Genomic DNA, 21,720 nt, shown 5'->3' with positions numbered 1-21,720 from the left:
TAAATACCTTTAAGTTAATATATTTGCATTTGTGATAAATTGTTGTTGAGAAACTTCTGATCGTAAAATAACCCCGTTGTGCTGATCTCAAGCACAACGGGGTTATTTTTATTTGTCAGCGAGTGCATCACAAAATGCCTTACCGTAAGGTGGAAGGTCAGGTGGACGACGCGCTGAGATGATATGTCCATCAACAACAACCGCTTCATCTTTCCAGATGGCACCTGCATTTTCCATGTCATCCCGAATGCCTGGTGTAGAGGTTACCGTTACTCCGTCCAGAATTTTGGCGGAGATCAGAACCCAACCTGCATGACAGATTTGTCCGATCGGTTTCCGGTCTGTATTCATTTCCTTCACAAGCTCAAGTACTTTGGGATAACGACGCAGCTTGTCCGGCGCCCAGCCGCCTGGCACGAGAATACCATCATACTGTGAACTGTCGAGTTCATCGAAACTGTATTCAGCTTCAGCAGGGACACCATATTTGCCAATATAGGTTTTTCCTTTTTTCTCTCCAGCCAGATGCACCTCTGCGCCTTCTTCACGAACACGATGCACAGGGTACCACAATTCCAGATCTTCGAATTCTTCATCGACCAGAGCGATGACTTTTTTACCGGTTAATCTCATATCCATCTCTCCTTTTTGCGGTGATTAGGGATGTCGCGTCTTTAATTGTAACAGATTCTCCGTGGGAGTTCATGGAAGTGCATATTCACTTTTGAGGAAGCGATTACAAGTCAAGGGCTACCTGCATTCGACAACCTTCTTCTGGTGGGAGTGGTAATTTGTGCAACCTCTGATTTGCAGCAGGATTTGAGCCGAAATAGGTCGAATGGTACTTATATAAGAGTATAGAACGAATGAGGTGATGGTTGTGCGCAAGTCGTGCAGATGTGGACATGTAATGGAGTTGGAGTTAAGAACAGTGGTATACGCCAAAAAGGTGGAGATTCGAAACGTTCCTGTATTTGCGTGTACAGACTGTGTATCATACGAAGTGCTTCCGCCGGTCAAGCCGGACTTAACAGAATGCATAAGCACACTGGGTGAACAACCCGTGAAGCAGGACGTATCTTTTGGTGAACGGAATGAACTGGCAGATCTGTTTCATGAACAACTGCTAGCCTGGCCGGATGCGACGGATCGGGAGATGGAATATCGAATGCAGCAAGCGGTTGAGGAACGTATCAATCTGCTGTTGGACATTATGGGGTACGCAACGAAGTCTGGAGATGCAGCGTGGATGGAGACCACGGAGCGCAGATTAAGTCAATTATCGGGATTTGTGTGGCAGGAGTACTTCTCGAATGCTGTCTAATTTTGACGTGTAAAATGCTTGTTTTCATGAAAATTGGCTTTTTCGCGCACTTTTTGTTAAGATATCGAAGAGTGAAAACGCTCAACATAGCGGTATTCCTGGTAAAGGAGGATGTATATCTAATGGCTGACATGACTAAAATGACAAGTATTGAACAGCTAAACTCCGCAGTGGAGGCTACCAAGGATCAACCCTTGCTTCTGTTTAAGCACAGTACACGCTGCCCGATCAGCTCAAATGCTTATCAGGAGATGAACGATTATTTGCATAACAATCCCAATGAACAAGTGAAATATGGCATCATCTATGTTGTGGAAGATCGCTCGGTATCCAATGAAGCAGCTGACAAGCTGGGTGTTAAGCACGAATCTCCACAGGCGATCCTGATCAAAAAGGGAATTCCTGTATGGCATACTTCCCATTCAGATATTACTAGCGCCACACTTACGAATGTTTTGAGTGAGTCCTAAAGCCTATTTTAATTGATTAATGCAAAAATTTGTCGTAATATAAATCTTAATGAAAATGGTATGAAAATTTACTGGTAATGGAGAGAAGTACTGTGACGGTAACCATTTATGATGTGGCACGTGAAGCTGGAGTGTCTATGGCAACGGTATCACGGGTAGTTAATAATAACCCTAATGTCAAACCGCAAACGCGGAAAAAAGTATATGAAGCCATCGAGCGGTTGGGATATCGTCCAAATGCGGTAGCCAGAGGTCTGGCAAGCAAGAAGACAACCACGGTCGGGGTCGTTATACCGGATATTTCGAACTCAACCTTCGCGGAGATTGCCCGCGGAATTGAAGATATTGCGAATATGTATCACTACAATATTATTTTGTGTAATGCGGATAAGAAGAAAGAAAAAGAAATTCGTGTTATTAACACTCTGCTTGAAAAACAAGTAGACGGACTGCTCTTCATGGGCGGAACAGTAACGGACGAACACATTCAGGCGTTCCAGTCTGCGGCTGTGCCGATCGTACTTTGTGCAACGAGTGATGAGAAGGGATCATTCCCTTCTGTGGATATTGACCATGAGGCAGCTGCGTTTGACGCGGTAAACACCTTGATTCGTCATGGACACAAGGAAATCGCAATGATCAGTGGTACACTGCAAGATCCTGCGAATGGATATGCTCGTTTCCAAGGTTACAAGAAAGCACTGGAAGCAGCAGGCATGGAATACCAAGAGGATCTGGTACGTATTGGTAACTATCGTTATGAATCAGGTGTGGAAGCAATGAAGTATTTCCTCGGACTGAAGAAGAAACCGTCGGCGATCTTTGCTGCAACAGATGAAATGGCGATTGGTGCCATTCACAGCATTCAGGATGAAGGCCTGAAAGTACCGGATGATTTCTCCATTATTAGTGTGGATAACATCCGTATGGCTTCCATGGTGCGTCCTCAGTTGACGACAGTGGCTCAGCCAATGTACGATCTTGGCGCGGTAGCAATGCGTTTGCTGACCAAGCTGATGAAGAAGGAAAATGTGGAGAACCCACGGGTTATTTTGCCGCATGAAACGATTCTTCGTCTGTCTGTAAGTCACGCAGATGTAGTTTAATCGGGATTATATACAGGAAAGGGAGAAGTCATTCTCTCTACATAGTGGATATGCGAAAGCTCCGGAGACGGAGCTTTTGTGCTGAATGAGTTTAATAATGAAAACAGGGGGTATCAGAAGATGCGTGAAACGATTGGTATTATCGGAGCGATGGATGAGGAAGTAGAGCTTTTACTGGCAGGTATGAAGCAACTTGAGACGGTCAAACAAACCGGGATTACATACGTTGCAGGCGAGTGGCTTGGCAAGCAAATCGTTGTCTGTAAATCTGGTGTAGGTAAAGTAAACGCAGCGGTTACGACACAGATCTTGATTGATCGCTTTCAGGTTAATCGCATTATCTTCACAGGTGTTGCGGGTGCAGTTAACCCGGAGTTGAACATTGGAGATATGGTTATATCGTCCTTGTGTGTACAGCATGACATGGATGTAACACCACTTGGATTCGAACGCGGGGTAATTCCTTACCAGGAGACATCTGCATTCCCAGCCGAGGCTTCGCTTATTGCGCTGGCTGAAGAAGCATGTAAAGCTCAGGGAGCCAATTACCTGATTGGTAAAGTGTTATCGGGAGACCAATTTATCGCCAATAAAGATACGGTTAATATGTTATATACTGAAATGGACGGTGCATGTGCCGAAATGGAAGGGGCGGCAGTCGCTCAGGTCTGTTACATGAATCGTGTACCATTTGTTGTCCTGCGTGGTATGTCAGATAAAGCGGATGGCTCGGCGCATGTTAACTTTGCTGAATTTACTGTGGAATCTTCGCAGCGTTCACACCGCATTGTGGAGCATATGTTAGGAAATATGTAATGGCATAAACTACGATTGCAATGCCGACCCAAAATCAATGAAAAACCGCCCTTCGATCAGCTGTTCCATGAATTATGGAGCAACGCTGCGAGAGGCGGTTTTTGTTATGTATGTCGTTTTCGAACAGATCATTGAATTAATACATGAATCGATGGCGGAAGCGCACACGATCGAACTGTTCTTCCGATGTTATGGGCACATGACTTCCGATTCGCACCATCAAACAGTTCGCAGGATGTGAACAGATTTCGGGGTCGTCTGTTGCATACCAGGTCATGTCAATCGTCTGCATCAGCTTCTCCATCATTTTGCGATAATCCCATAGGTTTAGTCCGCTGCCCTTGAGGTCCCAATGCCAATAATATTCTGTTGTGAAAATAATGTAGTTCTCCATGTGTTTATCTTCCAGAGCGGTAAGCAACATTTCACGTCCAATGCCAAGCGAGCGGTAGTCGTCCGCAACCTCAATTGCTCCAAGCTCAATCAGATCAGTCATGTTGCCCTCGGACCAGCGTTCACATTCATCCGCATAGTGAAAAGTTACATAGCCAATTATCGTTTCATTTTCGTGTGCGAGGATGATTCGCCCTTCTGGCAATGCTGCGATCTCAGCCAATGCTTCTTGTTGCTCGATTGGGCGCCGAAAGGCATCCAGATCCGGATGGAAGGCAAGACTGGTTATCTCCTCGGCTTGCACGGGACCTTCAATCGTAATTCGATGGCCTGACTTGAGGATGGACCGGATATGATATTCCTTGACATGTTCCATAGTTCACGCTCCTCTCTCCCCTTCTTTTTGAGGTTGTTCAAAAAGTCCGCTATAGCAAAAATCCAAAAAAATGAAAAGCCATAGACGACAATTGAAAATATTTGCTATAATTGCGTAGACAAAAAATGTTCACAATTGATCGCAGTATGGATAACATTTGTTTGGCAGAGCAAGTACATGATGAGAAGTTCTCTCTACTAATGTAAGCGCTAACTGGAAGTTCAGTCAACACAAAGGCAATGAGAATTAACCCATAACGGGAATCGAAATGTCGAGTTGAAGGAGGCTGGCAAGCATGAGTCAAGCACATGGTGAGATGCTGCAAACGGTTGTGTCCGAATCTAACCTGGGCGATTACACGGAGGCGAGAAGCCGGTTCGATTGGGAATCGGTGGAAAGGCACTTTACGTGGCACGCCAGCGGAAAAGTGAACATGGCACATGAAGCGATTGACCGTCATTTACTGGAAGGAAGGGGCGGAAGAACCGCTTTATTGTATAGTGATGCTTCGCGTGAAGAGGCCTATACCTTTGCTGATCTGAGTGAACAGTCGAGTCGGTTCGGGAATGTTCTCCGCAAATATGGCATAGCCAAAGGGGAACGTGTGTTTATTTTTATGCCGCGAAGCCCGGAGCTGTATTTTAGTCTTTTGGGTATATTGAAGGCTGGAGCCATCGCTGGCCCTTTGTTCGAAGCTTTTATGGAAACGGCTGTGAAGGATCGGCTGGAGGATAGCGGTGCTGTAGCACTTGTCACGACTCCAGAATTGCTGGGACGAATCAAACGTTCCGAACTGCCTGAACTCAAACATATCTTTATTGTGGGTGGCGGCGCACAAACGGAAGAAGGACTTATTGATTTTGATGCAGAGATGTCTGCAGCTTCGGATGAGATGGAAGTGGAGTGGTTGAATCGTGAGGATGGTTTGTTGATTCACTATACCTCAGGCTCAACGGGTAAACCCAAAGGGGTCTACCATGTTCAGAATGCCATGATTCAGCACTATTATACAGGTAAGGTTGTTCTGGATTTGCGTGAAGATGACGTGTACTGGTGCACAGCTGATCCTGGTTGGGTGACAGGCACCTCTTATGGGATCTTTGCTCCGTGGCTTAATGGAGTAACCAATGTGATACGTGGTGGTCGTTTCAGTCCTCAAGATTGGTACAGCACCATCCAGAAGAACAAAGTCACCATCTGGTACAGCGCACCAACAGCCTTCCGTATGCTGATGGGAGCAGGGGAGGAGACGATTGCCCAGCATGATCTGAGCAGCCTGCGTCACGTGATGTCTGTCGGTGAACCGCTCAATCCGGAGGTTGTTCGATGGGGATGGAAAGCCTATGGTCAGCGAATTCATGATACATGGTGGATGACCGAAACAGGTGCGCAGCTGATCTGTAACTATCCCGGAATGCCGATCAAGCCTGGCTCCATGGGACGTCCATTGCCTGGAATTGAGGCAGCTATTATTGATGATCGCGGGCAGGAATTGCCGCCGTACAGTATGGGCAATCTGGCCATACGAACACCTTGGCCATCCATGATGGCGAAGATCTGGAATAATCCTGCGAAATACGAGGAGTATTTCAGGTTTACGGGCTGGTATGTATCTGGCGACTCTGCTTACATGGATGAAGAAGGATATTTCTGGTTCCAGGGACGGATTGATGATGTAATTAACTCGTCAGGCGAGCGTATTGGACCCTTTGAGGTGGAGAGTAAGCTCGTGGAGCATCCTGCGGTAGCAGAGGCGGGTGTAATCGGTAAGCCAGATGTGACACGTGGGGAGATTATCAAGGCCTTTGTAGCGCTTCGTGAAGGATATGAGCCGACCCCGGAGCTAAAAGAAGAGATTTATCGTTTTGTAAAAGAAGGCCTGTCTGCTCACGCTGCTCCGCGTGAGATTGAGTTTAAGGATAAACTGCCTAAGACACGTTCCGGCAAGATCATGCGCCGTGTACTGAAAGCCTGGGAGCTTGATCTGCCAGCAGGGGATCTATCCACCATTGAAGACTAACGCACTAGGGGCGAAGTCATAACTAAACGAAGCCAAACACGGTGATGCTCTCTATCAAAATCGGTTGCTGAAGCCTGCTTTATGTCCATGACATGAAGCAGGCTTTTAGCTGCAAATGAAAATGAAAGCCGCACCCTCAGATGCGTCTGAGAATGCGGCTTTTTGTAGATTGCTAAGTTAATCAGGGTTGAAAATGTACGGCTGCAGAAGGTTCGGATTCACCCGCACTGTTGCTGGCAGATACTTTGAACCATCCACTGGTCGCTACAGGCACTCCATAATCCATGGTCGTTCCCGACGTTGTTCCAATTTTGGTGTAAGGAGCCGAACCTGTTTCACTGTAATATACAGCGTAACTATCTGCGTTCGGAGTGGACGCCCATTGAATACGCAGTCCTTGAGAGAGCGCAGATACGCTGACTTGACCAGGTGTGCCTGGGGCTGTCGTTGTTGTATTATCGTTCTGCGTTTCTCCCGGAGTAATGACTGTACCTGGAACTTCAATCGGCTCATTAATCTCTTCTTCCACAGGGGGGGCTACACTTCCAACACTATTTACGGTAGCGCTAGGAGCAGACTCTCTGCCCGCAACATCCACTGCGGTCACATAGAAGGCGAAATTGCCGCCTTGTGCTGCATATGCCGAGAATGATCGGGATTCACCCGTCAGAACAACCTGTCCCTGGTTCTGGAATCCTCCACCGTTTACAGAGCGGTACAGACGATACCCCACGACGTCATTTTCAGGTGTGGCATTAAATGTAATTACAGCTCGGTCACCCGAGGTCGAGATTCGTACATTACCTGGTGCATCAGGAGCTTTGCCGTTATCCGTTCTTGGATCGATCTGTGTCGGCATGTCTGCATCAGCATCTTCAGGAAGGTAATAAGCAAGTGACTCATGTCGACTCATGCGTGAGAATGCATTTTGCAATTCCTTGATGAGATCAGAGATCGGTTTTTTACGCTTGATTACCGTTTTTTCCTTCAACATGTCCGCAGGCGTTCCATCACGCGGAATGTAATTTACACCATTGTAAATAATGTACTTGGCTTTGGCGACGCCGTCATCGCTATCCTTCGGAACAAATTTGCTGTTGAAAATATCCGTAACAAATTTGTCAGTCATGGATGTTGGCAATTTGCCGCTGTAAGCCGATACCGTCCGCGTTTCAATACCAGATGGTTTTTTGAACGAATCCGTGACGAACAGATCTTTTTGCGTATCGATCACTTCATTCAGGATTTTCGACCACAGTTGCTGCGCACGTTTTCTCTGTGATTTGCTTTCCAGTGTATTCACTGGCTGTTTGTATCCAACCCACACGCCAAGTGTGACATCTGGTGTGTAGCCTTCAAACCATACATCCGCATAGTTTTGAGTGGAACCTGTTTTACCTACGATCGGCACACTCTTGGAATATTTGTAATTCTCCCGTACTTTATCTGCCGTACCTTCCGTAATAACGGTCCGCAGCATATCGGTCATCAGGTATGCTGTCTGCTCCGAGAAGGCTTGGACAGGTTCAGTATCATGTTTATACACGATGTTGCCTTTGGAATCTACAATTTTACTAATCATGTAGGAATCGTTATACACACCATTATTGGCGATAGCACCGTAGGCACTAGTTAGTTCTTCAACGGTTACACCGTATTGGAGACCTCCCAGAACACCTGTCTGAGCCTGATAGTCTTCCTTCTGAATGGTAGTAATTCCTAGTTTCTTGGCGAATGCCCAAGCCTTGTCGATGCCTACTTCTTCATTGAACAACTTCAGAGCCGGTATATTAAGTGAATAATTCAGTGCTCTCCGAGCTGTGACAAGTCCTTGATAACGGTTATTGGCATTCTTTGCAATGTGGTACCCGCTCGGACCGTTTTTCAAGATGATCGGTGAGTCATCAATAATTGAAGCAGGCTGAACAAGACCTTCATCTAGCGCAGGAAGATAAGCGGCAATAGGTTTCATCGTTGAACCTGGCTGACGCACCATCTGCGTTGCGTAGTTCATCTGTTCATCCTGGAAATCCCGTCCCTCAATCATGCCTAGAATAGCACCCGTTTTGTGATTAATCAGCATGGCAGCAGTTTGTTCTTTCCCTTTGACAGGATCATCTGCTGAGAAATTGCTGTCATCTTCCGCAATGGTACGCATCGTTTTGTAGATACTTTTGTTAATGGTCGTATAGATACGGTATCCACCTGTACGCAGTTGCGTCTGAGCTTCCTCTAATAACGCACTACTTTCCTTCTGAGGTGTGTCCGCATCCGTACCTTTATCTGTGGATTCAGCTGTATCGGAATTCAATTGTTTCATCAAAATCTGTGCAGCTTGTCGTTCCGTTTCCATCATAAGGTATGGATAAGTATTGTAAGCCTTGATGGTCTTCGGAGCGAGTGAACTTTTGATATCAAAAGCTAGAGCTTCGTCATGCTGGGACTGATTGATTTTGCCCAGTTCAAGCATACGGCGCAATACCAGATGCTGACGGTTGATTGCGCGGTCAAAATTTTCCTCTACAAAATCGCCTTTACCGTTAAAGGCAGAGTAAGAGGAGGGGAGCTGCGGCAATCCAGCAAGATAAGCAGCCTGAGCGATGTTGATTTTTTCAAGATCATTAATATTGAACAGACCTTTAGCAGCGGCCTTGATTCCAAAAACGTTGTATCCGCTGGAACCGTTACCGAAAGGAACCTTGTTCAGATAGGCTGTCATGATCTCATCTTTCGTCAGGAAACGTTCGAGTCGGAGTGAGAGCAAGATTTCTTTCACTTTCCGATCTTCTGTGCGATCCAAATTCAGAAACACACGACGCGCCAATTGCTGAGTCAGTGTACTACCGCCGGTTTGTACTGATTCTTTCAGCACTTTCTGTTTCACGGCACGGAGCGTTCCGCTCATGTCTACACCTTTATGTTCGTAAAAATGATTGTCTTCAATTGAAACGACAGCATCAATAACCTTTTGTGGGATCTGGTCCGTAGTGACCGGACGCCTGTCTTCTTCCGTACGTAATTGACCGATCGGACTGCCGTCGGCAAAGTAAGCAAAGCCTGTGATGGAGTTTTCGCTGACTTTTTGTTCAATCAGGGCCCTTGAACGGACAGGCTCGTCTTTCACAATGGAACTGACGTATCCCATCAAAGCACCGCCTACAAATAGTGCCCCCATAAAGCCAAGGACAACCATCCAACTGACGAAACTTCCCAGTCTGCGGGCAAAGCTACGCTTGCGTGCAGGCTGTGCATCGGGCTTTTTCTTATTAACATCAACCATTCAGTGTCTTCCTCCTTTTAACAGCACTTATTATAGCATAAAAAGGCGGGTTTGCATGCCTGAGAAATACAAGTAATGGTCGAAATTTGCCATTCTGCCATGGATTATGCTATATATCATGCGATATTGAAGCACATTTCATGAGTTGTAAGCCAAAATAAGCAGGCCACCTCCATGCTGTGGTGCATAGGATGGCCTGAATGATGTGTCGTATTTGAGGTCTTCTATATCAGGTTTTGAAGCGTTGAATCAGTTCCAATAGTTCCTGGGTAAGGTTAGCCAGCGATGCAGATGCTGCTGTGATCTCTTCCATGGATGCAAGTTGTTCTTCAGAAGCAGAGGCAACACGAGTCGCATGATCGGCTGTCTCATGTCCAATGGTTTTGAGTTGCACCAACGTGGCATCCACTTGTTGCGATCCAGCTGACATCTGCTGCGCAATGGCTGAGACATGCTCAATCTGCTCATTAACATCTGAAATCTGTGAAGAGATGGAGAGGAATAGTTCACCACTCTCATTAATCACTTCCGCAATATGACTAACTTCGGAGTTCCCGTGTTCCATATTTTCAACGAGAGCAAGGACCTCTTGCTGAACGCTATGAATCAACGCTGCAATCTGCGCTGCTGATATTCTGGATTGTTCAGCCAGATTACGAATTTCGGAGGCAACAACACCAAACCCGCGTCCGTGTTCACCTGCACGTGATGCTTCAATGGAAGCATTAAGTGCGAGAAGATTGGTTTGACGGCTAACTTCCGTGATCATACCTGTAATATGGCCAATCTCCTCAGAACGTTGACGGAAATTCTCGAGAGCAGTCATGGACGTCTGCACAGAAGAGGTGGCACTATCCACCATACGCATGGCGGACTGAATCTTATCGGTTCCAACGGTTGTTCGCTCAGCCACAGCTCGAGATGAATCGGATACATCGGAGGCGGCTTTTGCAATTCTTCCGATTCCCGCAGATATTTCATTCATGGAACGGGAGGACTCTTGCAACTCCTGTACCTGTTTACCTGCTTTATCTGCAACTTCCAGTCCTGTTAATGCAATCAGCTCGGCGGATTTACCTGTTTCTTCGGCTCCGGCGGTCAACTGTTGAGAGGTGGAGCCCACAGATAACGCATGTTCGGAAATAACCGATATCGTATGACGCAATGTATCCATCATCTGATTCATATGGCCTGCCATGATACCGAATTCATCTTTGGATCGTACGGGTAACTTTTGTGTCAGATCTCCGCCAGCGAGCTGTCCAGCGACGATATTGACTTGATTCAACTGCCTTACAATGGAGATGATGGTGTAGGTGACCACACCTGCAAGCAGAAGTACAGCCAGTGCAGCAATCAATATGGACCAGTTCAAGCTGTCATAGAAAGGTTGAAGGATATGACTCTTTGGCAGCGCCGAGACGAGGTACCAGTTCGAATCTGTTCCTTGCAACCTGGCGGGCTCGGCAATAAATAATTCTTCACCTATTTCGGGGTCAGTAGCGTAAAATTGGGATTCTCCAGACTGTATACGCTGAATGACTGTCTTCACTTCAGATGGAATTACGGCTCCTTCATTGGCCAGTTCCGGTTTGGAGCCGTGAGCAGCAATCTGTCCTTCACCAGTAATCAGCATGGCGTAACCTTGATCCGGATTGAGCGATGCTATGTTTTGCTGAAAACGGTCAATGGTAAAGTCGGCTCCAACAATGCCCAAAAATGTTTTGTTTTCATCTAATAGGGGGAGGACAATCGAAACGAGTAGTGTTTCTTTTCCGCCAACCGTATAGGTAACAGGCTCAGACCAATAGATAGATTGGGTTTTCTTAGGTTGTTGATAGTACGTACTGGTTTCACTGTTCCCCTCATAGGTAGTCAGAGGTTCAAAATACAGAGAGTTACCGTCCCGTATGGCATATGGAACGAATCGACCCGTAGCATCATTATATACATTTTTATTCACGTGATCCGCATCGTTTCCATCAAAAGCATTAGGTTCCCAGCCTGTATAAAAGCCGAAAACTTTCTGGTCCTTTTTCAGATACTGTTCAAGCAGTCTAACAACTTCCTCGCGGTTGAGAGACCCGTTCTGAGCCGCATCCAATAACGTGGTACTCATGGTGTCTAATGTGTTTTTGACCTGATTAATGTCAGTCATGAACTCGTTCGTAGCCCGATTTGCTGCCTTTCCAGCAACGGATTCACCGTACTGCAGGCTTTTGTCGTAAATGGATTTTGTGTTAAATGCAATCAAGGCTCCAATACACAGAGTAGTACTACTCCGAGTAAAAGTCCGAGCTTAACAGCGAGCTTGCGATTGCGAAAAAAATGCATGTTTAATCCCCCTCGATGTTACTCTAGTGATGTTAGTATGGATGTGTGCTTCTCCTATAGGGAGTCTATATTTTATATCGATATTTAAGCTTCTATAATGAAGATAAATAGAAAAAAGCATAGAAAAACAGCTGCCGAGAAAATCTCGACAGCTGTTTGGATTGAAACTTTAATGTGATTGCAACGATTAACGGTTGTAGAACTCGACGATTTGTTTTTCATCGATGTCTTGGGACAATTCAGCACGCTCAGGCAAGCGGATGAATTTACCTTCTACAGCTGCTTCGTTGTATTCAACGTATGCTGGAAGATGCGAACGGCCTTCCAAAGCTTCTTTAACGGAAGAAAGAGCGCGGCTCTTCTCACGCAAGCCGATTAGATCGCCAGTGCTTACTTGGTAAGAAGCGATATCGACTTTTTTGCCGTTTACAGTTACGTGACCGTGTGCTACCAACTGACGCGCTCCAGCGCGGGAGTTAGCAAAACCAAGGCGGTAAACGAGGTTGTCAAGGCGGCACTCAAGCAAGAACATGAAGTTTTCGCCGGCAATACCTTGCATTTTTTGAGCTTTGGAGAACAGTGTGCGGAATTGCTTCTCGCCCAAACCGTACATGTGGCGCAATTTTTGTTTTTCTTGCAATTGCATACCGTAGTTGCTCATTTTTCTGCGTTGGTTAGCTCCGTGCTGACCTGGAGGGAAAGGGCGTTTCAATTCTTTGCCTGTTCCGCTAAGGGAAATGCCGAGGCGACGGCTCAATTTAAATTTAGGACCAGTGTAACGTGCCATGTTTAAAGTAGCTCCTTTTTAGTTAAAGTTCATATTAGGGCTCTGTTTGCGCTCCAATTTGTTGATGCGGGCTTGGCCTCGCATAGAACGATCAGGAAAGTTCAGCCGCTGTCCTGAAAGCAACAAAAAGAATGAGGGTGACACAACCGGTAATGCCCAAATTTAAAGACCCATTAGTAGTCTTCATCAACAATTTATATTACAGTTTAAGAGAACCAAAGTCAAGCGTAGAATAAAAGTAAAAAAACGTCTAAATTTGTCGATAGGTCATTGGGCCTAAAATAATGGGACAATTTTCTGAAATATGGATGCAAAAAAGCTTTAAACAGAGTAAAATAGATTGTATCTTAACTTTAAATCATCTTTATGTAGCAAGGTTATCGCAACGAATTTGCAGGTTTGCGATAACGTCTGCAGATTAATGCATCCTGGTGGATGCAAAAACGGTGCAAAGGAGCGCCTGACATGTTAGAACATCTAAGAAGTTTACCTGCCAGCTTGAATTCACGAAGTTCGGGCGATTCCGCATCTTTTGCCGCTCCTCATCCTCATGAAGAGCATGTGTTGTGGATGCAAAAAATGGATATCACACCTTTTGATTTTTCATATTTGGGCAGCTTGCTAGAGCAGGCTTACAGTGACTGGAACTCCAAAGTAGATTCGGACCTGGACAGGAGATCAACCTTTTATAGTGTATGGAACACGGAAGGCGTTTGTATAGGATACGATAGTGATCCTGCTGCTGATCCGGGCGTGGATGCACGCAGGCTTGTATTGGAATGTTTGGATAAGAGACAGGCCCTGTCCCTCAGAGGGACTAGCGAACGTGGAGAATATCTCCTGTTAACACATCCTTTATTCTCCAGAACGAACAAGGATATGTTTGCCGTATTTACTGCTGTAATCTATGAATCCAATCGATATGAAACGTCTGAAGCTGTGGTTCGATCTGAGGCATTGCATTACCGCACCTGCTTTTACCGAAGATTTGAATACATATTTATGACGGACCTGTTACATGCTCATGAACAAACAGCGCGTGAAGAACACCGGAGGTCCATCCTCTTTCAGATTGTTCAGCGAATGCATGACAAAATGGATGTCGACGCCATATTGGATGAGGTATTTGACAGTATGGACTATCTGTACCCGGCCACGTATATCAAACTGTATATGTCTCAGGATCAGAGCAACTTTAATCCACGGATTAAACCGTTGCTTGTCCAGGAACGAGGAGAAGATATATGTGTGCGTTCGTTTATGGAAGGCAAGCTGATCGTTGCTCGTTCAGATGATGAAGAGAATCGCATCGTAGAGGTAGGTCTTCCTTTGAAAGGAAAACAAGGCATATACGGTGTGTTCCATATCGAAATGAACGAAGAGATCATGGAAGAATCGGATCTGCAATTGATTACGATGATGGTAGATACCGCAGGCACGGCCTTTGAGAACGCCAAGTTGCACGAACAATCCAATATGTTGATACAGGAACTTCGTCTAATCAATGATCTTACACAGCGCTTGAACAAGAGTCTGCATCTTTCGGAGATTTATCAATTATCCGAGCAAGAGCTAAAGGAAATATTTCAGGCTGAAACGTGCTGCATTTTACAACTGAATGATAGTACGAGTGACTTTGAAGTCATGTCTTCTAACGTGAAAGATGTTTTTCACCAATCATTTTCTGTAGATTACGGTATCGCAGGCTTGCTATATCGAACAGAGGAACCGCTAATTATATCCAATTATGCGCAATATGATAAAGTGTCCTCCTTTTTCATGGAAGATACCGGCTCCATGTCACTGATTGCATCACCGATCAGAGTCAATGGTGAAGTGAAGGGTGCCATTTTGTTGGGACACAGCAGAGAGCAATATTTTTCATACGATAATTATCGGCTCTTGCAGATGTTGTCTATTCATATCGGGCTTGCCCTGTCGAATGCCACGCTGCATGCTGAGGTTCGACGTTTGGCTAATCTGGATATGCTGACAGGATTGTACGTAAGGCATTACCTCGATAGCGTCATTCACGAGCGTCAGGCTCATGAGTTCTGCGGCTCTCTCATTGTGGTGGATATTGATCAGTTCAAACAGGTGAATGACACCTTTGGACACCAGACGGGGGATCAAGTACTGAAGCAGGTGAGTGAAATTGTCACCAGCTCTGTTCGTCCGGAAGACATCTGCGCCAGATGGGGTGGAGAAGAATTGGCCATCTATATGCCGCAGGTAAGTGTGCATCAGGCGCTAGAATACGCGGAAGTGATCCGAAGGAGAGTCGCGGAGGAGACCAGACCTTTTGTAACGGTATCCAGTGGCATCGCCGAGTGGAATTGGATGGATGAGAAGGTTAGTGTGGAGTCCTTGTTTTATCGGGCTGACATGGCTTTGTACAGCGCCAAGAATGGCGGTCGGAACAGAATCGTTATAGAAGAACAGGAAGTAACGCGTTAAGAGAGAGCCATTCCAATTGCGGAGTCGTGCTCTCTTTTTTTTATGTCTTGGAGTCCAAGTTGTTTATAGAAGGAAGTATAAGCAAATACGGGCAGGGCAATCTAAGGAGAAAGTTGACGGAAGGGTGAAGATGGACATGCTTAACCGCCGGTCGGTATGTACGTTATGGTTACTCGTGAGCATCGTAATAATTGGTGTTCCGGGTTGTGGATTGATTCAGCGAGATCGAACACCTGAAGAAGTTTTTTCCCTGGCCTTATCCGGGATAGCGGGTAAAGAAACGTTAAGTTTTGAAGGGGAAGCAGGACTGCGACGGGAGGACAGTGGGCTGTTCGAGAATCAGTTCAAATTTGAAGGCAAGCTGGAGAATCATGATCGTCTGACCCTTCAGACCCGTTTGCCTGGAGAGGTAACCGCTGTGGGCAGAGGTATTCATACAACCGCCGTAAACAATAACGGACAGCCCGGTGGATTTAGCGCTTCTTTCGAGCGAAAACAAGGGCAATGGATGGCATTGTCAGCGCAGCATGAGCCGCTGCGTGGTTCTCTTTCTCGGTTTAATCCAATCGCGCAATTGGAGAAGATCGACGGGATGCACAAAACGATTCAATCCGAGTATGGGTCCGGGCGTCGAACCAGAACGTTACGGATTGAACTTGCAGCGGAAGACGCCAAAACATGGGCTGTAGCCCAGCTAAACGACGAGATGAACGCTATTCGCGCAGAATATATGCATAAGGTAGCTACGGTGAAAGGAGCGCGTAAAGAGAAGCTTGAGAGGGATCTGGAGAAAGTATGGAAACAGGGTGAAACAACGATGCAACAGATGATGGAAAAAGCTAACGTGCAGACGGTATATCATCTCACGGTAGATCGGAAGAGCAGTTTGCCTCTTCGCTTATCCTCTGAAAGTCAGGTGAGTTACACGGACAACAACCGTAAGAGCAACAAAGAAGCTCTTGTCACCGATGTAAACTTCAAGTCATATCAATAAATGAAGTGAGGGACTGCCTGCTGACGGGATGACTGTTCGCGTGCTACAATAGTATCGTAATTTACCGTTGTTCAATTTAAGCATGGCAGATGACAGGAGGATTTTACCAAGATGAAGGACCCGAGAATTCAAAAGCTTGCAGCAAGCCTGGTGGGCTATTCTGTAGATGTACAGCCTGGTGAAAATGTATTGGTTGAGATGATTGGATCAGAACGTGATCTGATTAACGCCATTATTGAAGAGGTAGGCAAAAAAGGTGGTAACGTCTTTGTACAGTTGACGGATAAGACCGTACAGCGTGCGATGTTGAAAAATGCGACAGAAGAAATGATGAAAACGTGGGCAGAGATTGATCTGAACCGTATGAAGCAGATGGATTGTTATATCGGTATTCGTGCGGGAGAAAATGTGAATGATCTGTCCGATGTGCCGGAAGAAAAAATGAAAATGTACAATTCTTTGTACTCCCACCCGGTACATAGTGAACAACGTGTCAAACATACGAAATGGGTTGTACTTCGTTACCCTAACGCAAGTATGGCGCAACTCGCCAATACGAGTACAGAAGCGTTCGAAGATTTCTACTTTGACGTATGTAACCTGGATTATGCCAAAATGGACAAAGCGCAGGACTCACTGGCTAACCTGATGAAACGTACGGACAAAGTTACCATCACGGGACCAGGAACAGAGCTGAGCTTCTCCATTAAAGATATCGGTGCAGAGAAATGCTCTGGCCAAAAAAATATTCCGGATGGCGAAGTGTACAGTGCCCCTGTACGTGATTCCGTGAACGGAACGATTAGTTATAACTCGCCAACCCTGTACAATGGAGTAACTTTTGAAAATATCAAGTTCACGTTCAAGGATGGCAAAATCGTCGAAGCGACAAGCAACGATACAGAGCGCTTGAATGAAATTCTGAATTCGGATGAGGGTGCCCGTCATATCGGTGAATTCGCGATTGGATTTAATCCGCATATTCTGCATCCGATGAAAGATATCTTGTTCGATGAGAAAATCGCAGGTAGCTTGCACTTTACGCCAGGTCAAGCGTATGAAGAAACAGATAACGGAAACCGTTCCTCCATTCACTGGGATCTGGTATTGATTCAGCGTCCAGATTATGGCGGCGGAGAAATTTATTTTGATGATGTACTGATTCGTAAAGACGGTATCTTTGTTATTCCTGAGCTGGAATGCCTCAATCCGGACCGTTTGAAATAGGAACAGGATTTTGCTGTTGCTAGGAAAGCGGATTCACGGTATCATGTAGTGGTAATTAATAGATGATACCAAAGTAAAAAGACGGAGGGATTCCTATGTCGAGTAATAACGCGGCTGTAGTGGAAATTGCTCAAACAGCAGGCAAGTTTACTTCTTCAATCGTGCTTCATTCGGAGAACAAGTATATCGATGTGAAAAGCATTCTCGGGTTGTTTACAACGCTGATCAGCACGCACAGCTATGAACTGCATGTTCATGGTCCAGATGCAGTTGAAGCGAAAGCAGCCATGTCAGAAGTATTTGCCAAGCATGGACTGAATGTAAGCATCGCATCTGAGTAATAGCTCTCAAGAAGCACCTCTGCCTTTTTTGGCAGGGGTGTTTTTTGGCATTACATGACCTGAGCGCTCATCTGGACATCCCTGGAACAGGGGGAATAAGCTACAAGAGAAGGCTTCACTTTGTGGGCTTATTTTGGTCAGGTTCTTGTATTAGCTCTCCATTTCGTCTAATATTAGAGGTAGAACGTCTTTACGCGATTTTTGGGACATAGGGGGGAAAAATGCATGACTTCATCTGATCTGCAGGACCAGCTGAATTTGAAAGCGATCAGTCTTCTTCAAGAAGATGCAGATAAAATACAGAAGCTTATTGAAGTACAGATGGAGAATCTGGCTACCCGCTACTGCCCTCTCTATGAGGAAGTATTGGATACACAGATGTATGGGTTCTCCAAGGAAGTTGACTTTGCTGTTCGTGCAGGGCTCCTTCCAGAAGGTGCAGGTAAGCAGCTGGTTAGCGCGCTTGAGCGGAATTTGGCCATTTTATATGAAGCCTTGAACAAAAAGAATGAGCAATAGCCTGCAATTGCGCAGGTCAGAATAGAAGGCATGCAGGCGTTAATGCATGCTTTTTTTGTGCGTCTGAATTGATTGTGATGCAAGTCACTCCGAAGACGCGTATAAGCGAAGAGACAGCTCGATATGGATATTCGGGCTGTCTCTTATGGCTTGTTTATTTTATACTAGTTTGCTGAGGGAAAGGTTATACCAGGAAGAAAGATACTCCCAAAATGATATATACGACGAGCAGGAGTAGACCCTCATACCAGTTCGTAGAACCATCTTGGGTGATCGACTTCGCAATGAATACGGATACGCCGATGGCGACCAGCTCAATCGTTGTAAACACGATATCCATGGTTCTGCCTGTGAAGTAGCTGACAAAAATCAGCACAGGGGCAACGAAGAGTGCAATCTGCAAGCTGCTGCCGACAGCAATCTCGACGGCTGCTCCGATTTTATTTTTCATGGCAAGCATGATGGCTGCACTGTGTTCCGCTGCATTACCGATGATGGCCACAAGGAATGCACCGACAAACAGTTCGCTAAGGCCAAATTCCGAAGTGAATACTTCGAGCGTGCCGACCAGCCATTCACTGACAAAGGCAACCATGACCGTCGCGAGCACAAGGTAGAGAATTGATTTTTTCTTGGACCATGCCGGAGCATGCTCATGCGGTAGCTCTTCATCACGATCCTCAGTGACGTCCGCAAGATAGTTCTTGTGCGTCACCATGGAGAACAGTAACCAGGCGATGTACGCGAGGATGAGCAACCCGGCCACAATGAGACTTAGTGTATTCGTGTCTTTCTGTGTAATGGAATGTGTATTGAGAAAGACTGCGGGAATAAACAGGGCAATGATGGCAACAATCATCAGGGAACCATTCAGGCCTGCAAGTGAAACATTATAATTCTGGATTTTGAACTTGAGTCCTCCGGCAAAAATACTTAACCCGAGCACTAACAGCAAATTTCCGATGATGGAGCCTGTCAGACTTGCTTTGACCATGTCGAACAGTCCCTCTTTCACGAGGAAAATGGCGATAATCAATTCGGCGGCATTGCCGAAGGTCGCATTCAAGAATCCACCCAGCCGCTGTCCGGCGTAGTGGGCAACATTTTCGGTGGCTTTGCCTAAAAAACCGGCCACAAAAATAACCGAAATGGCTGATATCACGAACTGTAGAATCGAATCCCATTTCATGTAGTGGGCGATGGCACTGAGTGCAAAGAAAGCAATCAGTAAAATGGATGAAATCCGGTTTCTCACAACAAACACCTCGGTTATAAAATATTTTGTTTTGAATTGCATTGTAAAACGCTTATGAGATTATTTTCATATTTCAATATAACCAAATGGTGGTAGGTTGTAAACGCATCTTTTTGAGTTTAATTTGCTTTTTGGGGTGGAAAGGATTTAAAATACGAGTAACGAAGTGAAGGAGGATGTGGCATGGCAGAACAACTTCAACTGGAGAGCGGAAACATCCGGATTGCCGATGACGTGGTTGCGAAAATTGCCGGAATGGCTGCAATGGAAACGCCCGGAATTGCCGCAATGTCTGGAGGATTGTCAGAGGGCTGGGCGAAGCGACTCAGCGGTAAAAACGTACAGAAAGGCGTGAGCGTTGAGGTCGGCCAGCTGGAAGCAGCCATTGACCTGCGCATCATCGTCCTGTACGAAACCCCGATTCATGAAGTTTCCCGTATGCTTCAGCAGAATGTAAGAGAAGCGGTAGAGACCATGACCGGATTACGTGTGGTTGAAGTCAATGTAAAGGTAGAAGGCGTATCTTTCAAAGGCGACGATCTGTAAAATTTCGCAATCCGCAATGGAGTACAGAGGTGATATTGGCTTTGTTCTTCATCTTGATAGACAGAGTGTACCCAGTACACACAAGAAGGCTGCGCATCCGATGGGGTGCACAGCCTTTTTTGTGTTAGCTTTTATTTTGAATGGAGACGTGTTCCGTTCCTTGACGACCAGTCCCGTTTACCGAATCCGACGGATGGACTCCCGTGAACGAAGAGCAGGAGAGGTGCGGGTCTGTGTCTGTACAGTCACGGACTTAGTTTTCTCTTCCTTGATCACGTCCAGGTTGTTGGTACGCGAGATACTCAGCAAAATGCCCATGGCGACCATCATCACAAAGAGTGAGGTACCTCCATAACTGATAAAGGGAAGTGTGACCCCCGTCACCGGAATGGTCTGAGTTACACCGCCAATGTTGATGAATGCCTGTATCGCGATCAGTCCCATGATGCCTATGCCGACTAGTGTTCCGAATGGATCGGGACAACGTAGAGATACAATAATTCCTCGCCAGATGAAGTACAGATAAACCAGCAGGAATAATGTACTTCCGATGAATCCGAGTTCTTCCCCAATTACGGAGAAAATAAAGTCATTATACGCATTTGGCAAATAGTGCAGCTTCATCGTACCTTGTCCAATCCCGGAACCCGTCATGCCGCCATCACCAATGGCCACAAGAGAACGGTAGAGGTTAAGACTTCCGCCATTGATATCAGATAATGGATTCAGAAAAGCCTGAATACGTCCGATCTTGTAGTTCTGCTCCGCAGTAACCGCTGTTGCAGCAGTCGTCGTGTCTGAAGGAGACATGGAAGAGAACAGGGAATTTGCTCCGAACGCCAGTGCTCCACCGAGTACAACCAAGAGAATTGAACCCAGGATATGTTTCATACTGGCGCCACCGGCATAGATCAAGAGACCACAGGTAGATACCAGGATGAAGGTGGTACCAAAGTCTGGTTGCAGCATGATCAGTCCTGCGATGAATCCAACGATGAACAAGACGGGAACATACCCTGTCTTGAAAACCCTGAATTTTTCACCTTTTTTGGTGATAAGAGCAGAGAGATATAGAATGATAGCAATTTTTGCGAACTCTGCAGGCTGAAGACTGAAACCAAAAATGTGAATCCAGCTTCGTGCACCGTTCAATACTGCACCTGAGATCAAAACAATCACTAGCATGACCGTAGTAAGTAGGAAAAATGGTGCATAGAGCTTTTTGTACTTGTTGAAGCGGATATTCATGGCAAAGAACATGCCAAATAGACCGATAATCGCCCACATAAGTTGTTTTTTCGTGAAGTAAAGGGCATCATTGTTAAATCTTTCGCTTGCGATTGCAATGCTGGAACTGGAGCTGAATACCATCACCAGTCCGAAGCCCACCAACAATAAAGTGAGGATTAGCAGTTGAAAATCCGGCGTGCCTCTCTTCGTTTTCGTTTGGGCCGTTTGTTGTTTCATCGTTTGGC

At 45.9% G+C, this 21,720-nt stretch carries 18 protein-coding genes; 11 read left to right on the top strand and 7 right to left on the bottom strand.

What is annotated here, in order from left to right; all coding sequences use genetic code 11:
• Positions 1–108: 108 nt before the first annotated feature.
• Positions 109–633 (bottom strand): type 1 glutamine amidotransferase domain-containing protein, encoded by a 525-nt coding sequence (locus MHI06_RS19900; protein ID WP_340398861.1) that lies wholly within the window; start codon positions 631–633, stop codon positions 109–111.
• A 277-nt stretch (positions 634–910) separates the two neighbouring features.
• Here MHI06_RS19900 and MHI06_RS19895 point away from each other — a divergent pair, with 277 nt between their 5' ends.
• The 4 genes from MHI06_RS19895 (at position 911) to MHI06_RS19880 (ending at position 3,716) form a co-directional block, all read left to right on the top strand.
• A complete protein-coding gene (locus MHI06_RS19895) occupies positions 911–1,324 on the top strand; it encodes a hypothetical protein (protein WP_340398860.1) in 414 nt (137 codons plus the stop codon).
• 122 nt (positions 1,325–1,446) lie between these two features.
• A complete protein-coding gene (gene ytxJ, locus MHI06_RS19890) occupies positions 1,447–1,794 on the top strand; it encodes a bacillithiol system redox-active protein YtxJ (RefSeq protein ID WP_340398859.1) in 348 nt (115 codons plus the stop codon).
• A gap of 92 nt (positions 1,795–1,886) precedes the next feature.
• Positions 1,887–2,900 carry a catabolite control protein A gene (ccpA, locus tag MHI06_RS19885; RefSeq protein ID WP_169481547.1) on the top strand — a complete coding sequence of 338 codons (1,014 nt, stop codon included), beginning with the start codon at positions 1,887–1,889 and terminating at the stop codon, positions 2,898–2,900.
• A gap of 120 nt (positions 2,901–3,020) precedes the next feature.
• Positions 3,021–3,716 (top strand): 5'-methylthioadenosine/adenosylhomocysteine nucleosidase, encoded by a 696-nt coding sequence (locus tag MHI06_RS19880; protein WP_340398858.1) that lies wholly within the window; start codon positions 3,021–3,023, stop codon positions 3,714–3,716.
• Between the two features lie 136 nt (positions 3,717–3,852).
• Here MHI06_RS19880 and MHI06_RS19875 read toward each other — a convergent pair whose 3' ends face one another.
• Positions 3,853–4,485: a GNAT family N-acetyltransferase gene (locus tag MHI06_RS19875; RefSeq protein WP_340398857.1), complete on the bottom strand. Its 633-nt coding sequence runs from the start codon at positions 4,483–4,485 to the stop codon at positions 3,853–3,855.
• 295 nt (positions 4,486–4,780) lie between these two features.
• On the opposite strand from MHI06_RS19875, the gene acsA reads away from it, so the two are divergent.
• Positions 4,781–6,505 carry an acetate--CoA ligase gene (acsA, locus tag MHI06_RS19870; protein WP_340398856.1) on the top strand — a complete coding sequence of 575 codons (1,725 nt, stop codon included), beginning with the start codon at positions 4,781–4,783 and terminating at the stop codon, positions 6,503–6,505.
• A gap of 181 nt (positions 6,506–6,686) precedes the next feature.
• On the opposite strand, the gene MHI06_RS19865 is transcribed toward acsA, so the two are convergent.
• From MHI06_RS19865 to rpsD, 3 genes are all read right to left on the bottom strand, one after another.
• Positions 6,687–9,785 (bottom strand): transglycosylase domain-containing protein, encoded by a 3,099-nt coding sequence (locus MHI06_RS19865; protein WP_340398855.1) that lies wholly within the window; start codon positions 9,783–9,785, stop codon positions 6,687–6,689.
• 229 nt (positions 9,786–10,014) lie between these two features.
• The gene (locus tag MHI06_RS19860; RefSeq protein ID WP_340398854.1) at positions 10,015–12,039 is read right to left on the bottom strand and encodes a methyl-accepting chemotaxis protein; all 2,025 of its coding nucleotides are present in this window, start codon (positions 12,037–12,039) and stop codon (positions 10,015–10,017) included.
• A gap of 267 nt (positions 12,040–12,306) precedes the next feature.
• Positions 12,307–12,906 (bottom strand): 30S ribosomal protein S4, encoded by a 600-nt coding sequence (gene rpsD, locus MHI06_RS19855; RefSeq protein ID WP_169481541.1) that lies wholly within the window; start codon positions 12,904–12,906, stop codon positions 12,307–12,309.
• Between the two features lie 465 nt (positions 12,907–13,371).
• On the opposite strand from rpsD, the gene MHI06_RS19850 reads away from it, so the two are divergent.
• The 5 genes from MHI06_RS19850 to MHI06_RS19830 all read left to right on the top strand — a co-directional run bounded on the left by MHI06_RS19850 (position 13,372) and on the right by MHI06_RS19830 (position 18,444).
• A complete protein-coding gene (locus tag MHI06_RS19850; RefSeq protein ID WP_340398853.1) occupies positions 13,372–15,363 on the top strand; it encodes a GGDEF domain-containing protein in 1,992 nt (663 codons plus the stop codon).
• Positions 15,364–15,499: 136 nt separating this feature from the next.
• Positions 15,500–16,357, top strand: coding sequence for a hypothetical protein (locus MHI06_RS19845; RefSeq protein WP_340398852.1), 858 nt, complete (start codon positions 15,500–15,502; stop codon positions 16,355–16,357).
• A gap of 111 nt (positions 16,358–16,468) precedes the next feature.
• Entirely contained in the window at positions 16,469–17,584 is a 1,116-nt protein-coding gene (locus MHI06_RS19840) for an aminopeptidase (protein ID WP_340398851.1), read from the top strand.
• Positions 17,585–17,679: 95 nt separating this feature from the next.
• The gene (locus tag MHI06_RS19835) at positions 17,680–17,925 is read left to right on the top strand and encodes an HPr family phosphocarrier protein (RefSeq protein ID WP_036614658.1); all 246 of its coding nucleotides are present in this window, start codon (positions 17,680–17,682) and stop codon (positions 17,923–17,925) included.
• A gap of 225 nt (positions 17,926–18,150) precedes the next feature.
• Positions 18,151–18,444, top strand: a complete 294-nt coding sequence (locus tag MHI06_RS19830; protein WP_017687426.1) for a YlaN family protein — start codon at positions 18,151–18,153, stop codon at positions 18,442–18,444.
• Between the two features lie 184 nt (positions 18,445–18,628).
• Here MHI06_RS19830 and cax read toward each other — a convergent pair whose 3' ends face one another.
• Positions 18,629–19,699, bottom strand: coding sequence for a calcium/proton exchanger (cax, locus tag MHI06_RS19825; protein WP_074095776.1), 1,071 nt, complete (start codon positions 19,697–19,699; stop codon positions 18,629–18,631).
• 183 nt (positions 19,700–19,882) lie between these two features.
• Between cax and MHI06_RS19820 the strand changes: the two genes are divergently transcribed.
• Complete coding sequence (locus MHI06_RS19820; RefSeq protein WP_017687428.1) at positions 19,883–20,245, top strand: Asp23/Gls24 family envelope stress response protein; 363 nt, start codon at positions 19,883–19,885, stop codon at positions 20,243–20,245.
• A 177-nt stretch (positions 20,246–20,422) separates the two neighbouring features.
• On the opposite strand, the gene ftsW is transcribed toward MHI06_RS19820, so the two are convergent.
• Positions 20,423–21,712 (bottom strand): putative lipid II flippase FtsW, encoded by a 1,290-nt coding sequence (gene ftsW, locus MHI06_RS19815; protein ID WP_340398850.1) that lies wholly within the window; start codon positions 21,710–21,712, stop codon positions 20,423–20,425.
• Between the last annotated feature and the right edge of the window lie 8 nt (positions 21,713–21,720).

The sequence above is a fragment of the Paenibacillus sp. FSL H8-0079 genome (genome assembly GCF_037991315.1).
Taxonomy (GTDB): domain Bacteria; phylum Bacillota; class Bacilli; order Paenibacillales; family Paenibacillaceae; genus Paenibacillus.
This window is presented reverse-complemented; position numbering and strand designations above follow the sequence as displayed.

Coding starts and splice junctions, on each gene's coding strand:
- MHI06_RS19900 (WP_340398861.1), bottom strand. CDS start 633: ATGAGATTAACCGGTAAAAAAGTCATCGCTCTGGTCGATGAAGAATTC.
- MHI06_RS19895 (WP_340398860.1), top strand. CDS start 911: ATGGAGTTGGAGTTAAGAACAGTGGTATACGCCAAAAAGGTGGAGATT.
- ytxJ (WP_340398859.1), top strand. CDS start 1,447: ATGGCTGACATGACTAAAATGACAAGTATTGAACAGCTAAACTCCGCA.
- MHI06_RS19880 (WP_340398858.1), top strand. CDS start 3,021: ATGCGTGAAACGATTGGTATTATCGGAGCGATGGATGAGGAAGTAGAG.
- MHI06_RS19875 (WP_340398857.1), bottom strand. CDS start 4,485: ATGGAACATGTCAAGGAATATCATATCCGGTCCATCCTCAAGTCAGGC.
- acsA (WP_340398856.1), top strand. CDS start 4,781: ATGAGTCAAGCACATGGTGAGATGCTGCAAACGGTTGTGTCCGAATCT.
- MHI06_RS19865 (WP_340398855.1), bottom strand. CDS start 9,785: ATGGTTGATGTTAATAAGAAAAAGCCCGATGCACAGCCTGCACGCAAG.
- rpsD (WP_169481541.1), bottom strand. CDS start 12,906: ATGGCACGTTACACTGGTCCTAAATTTAAATTGAGCCGTCGCCTCGGC.
- MHI06_RS19850 (WP_340398853.1), top strand. CDS start 13,372: ATGTTAGAACATCTAAGAAGTTTACCTGCCAGCTTGAATTCACGAAGT.
- MHI06_RS19845 (WP_340398852.1), top strand. CDS start 15,500: ATGCTTAACCGCCGGTCGGTATGTACGTTATGGTTACTCGTGAGCATC.
- MHI06_RS19840 (WP_340398851.1), top strand. CDS start 16,469: ATGAAGGACCCGAGAATTCAAAAGCTTGCAGCAAGCCTGGTGGGCTAT.
- MHI06_RS19835 (WP_036614658.1), top strand. CDS start 17,680: ATGTCGAGTAATAACGCGGCTGTAGTGGAAATTGCTCAAACAGCAGGC.
- MHI06_RS19830 (WP_017687426.1), top strand. CDS start 18,151: ATGACTTCATCTGATCTGCAGGACCAGCTGAATTTGAAAGCGATCAGT.
- MHI06_RS19820 (WP_017687428.1), top strand. CDS start 19,883: ATGGCAGAACAACTTCAACTGGAGAGCGGAAACATCCGGATTGCCGAT.
- ftsW (WP_340398850.1), bottom strand. CDS start 21,712: ATGAAACAACAAACGGCCCAAACGAAAACGAAGAGAGGCACGCCGGAT.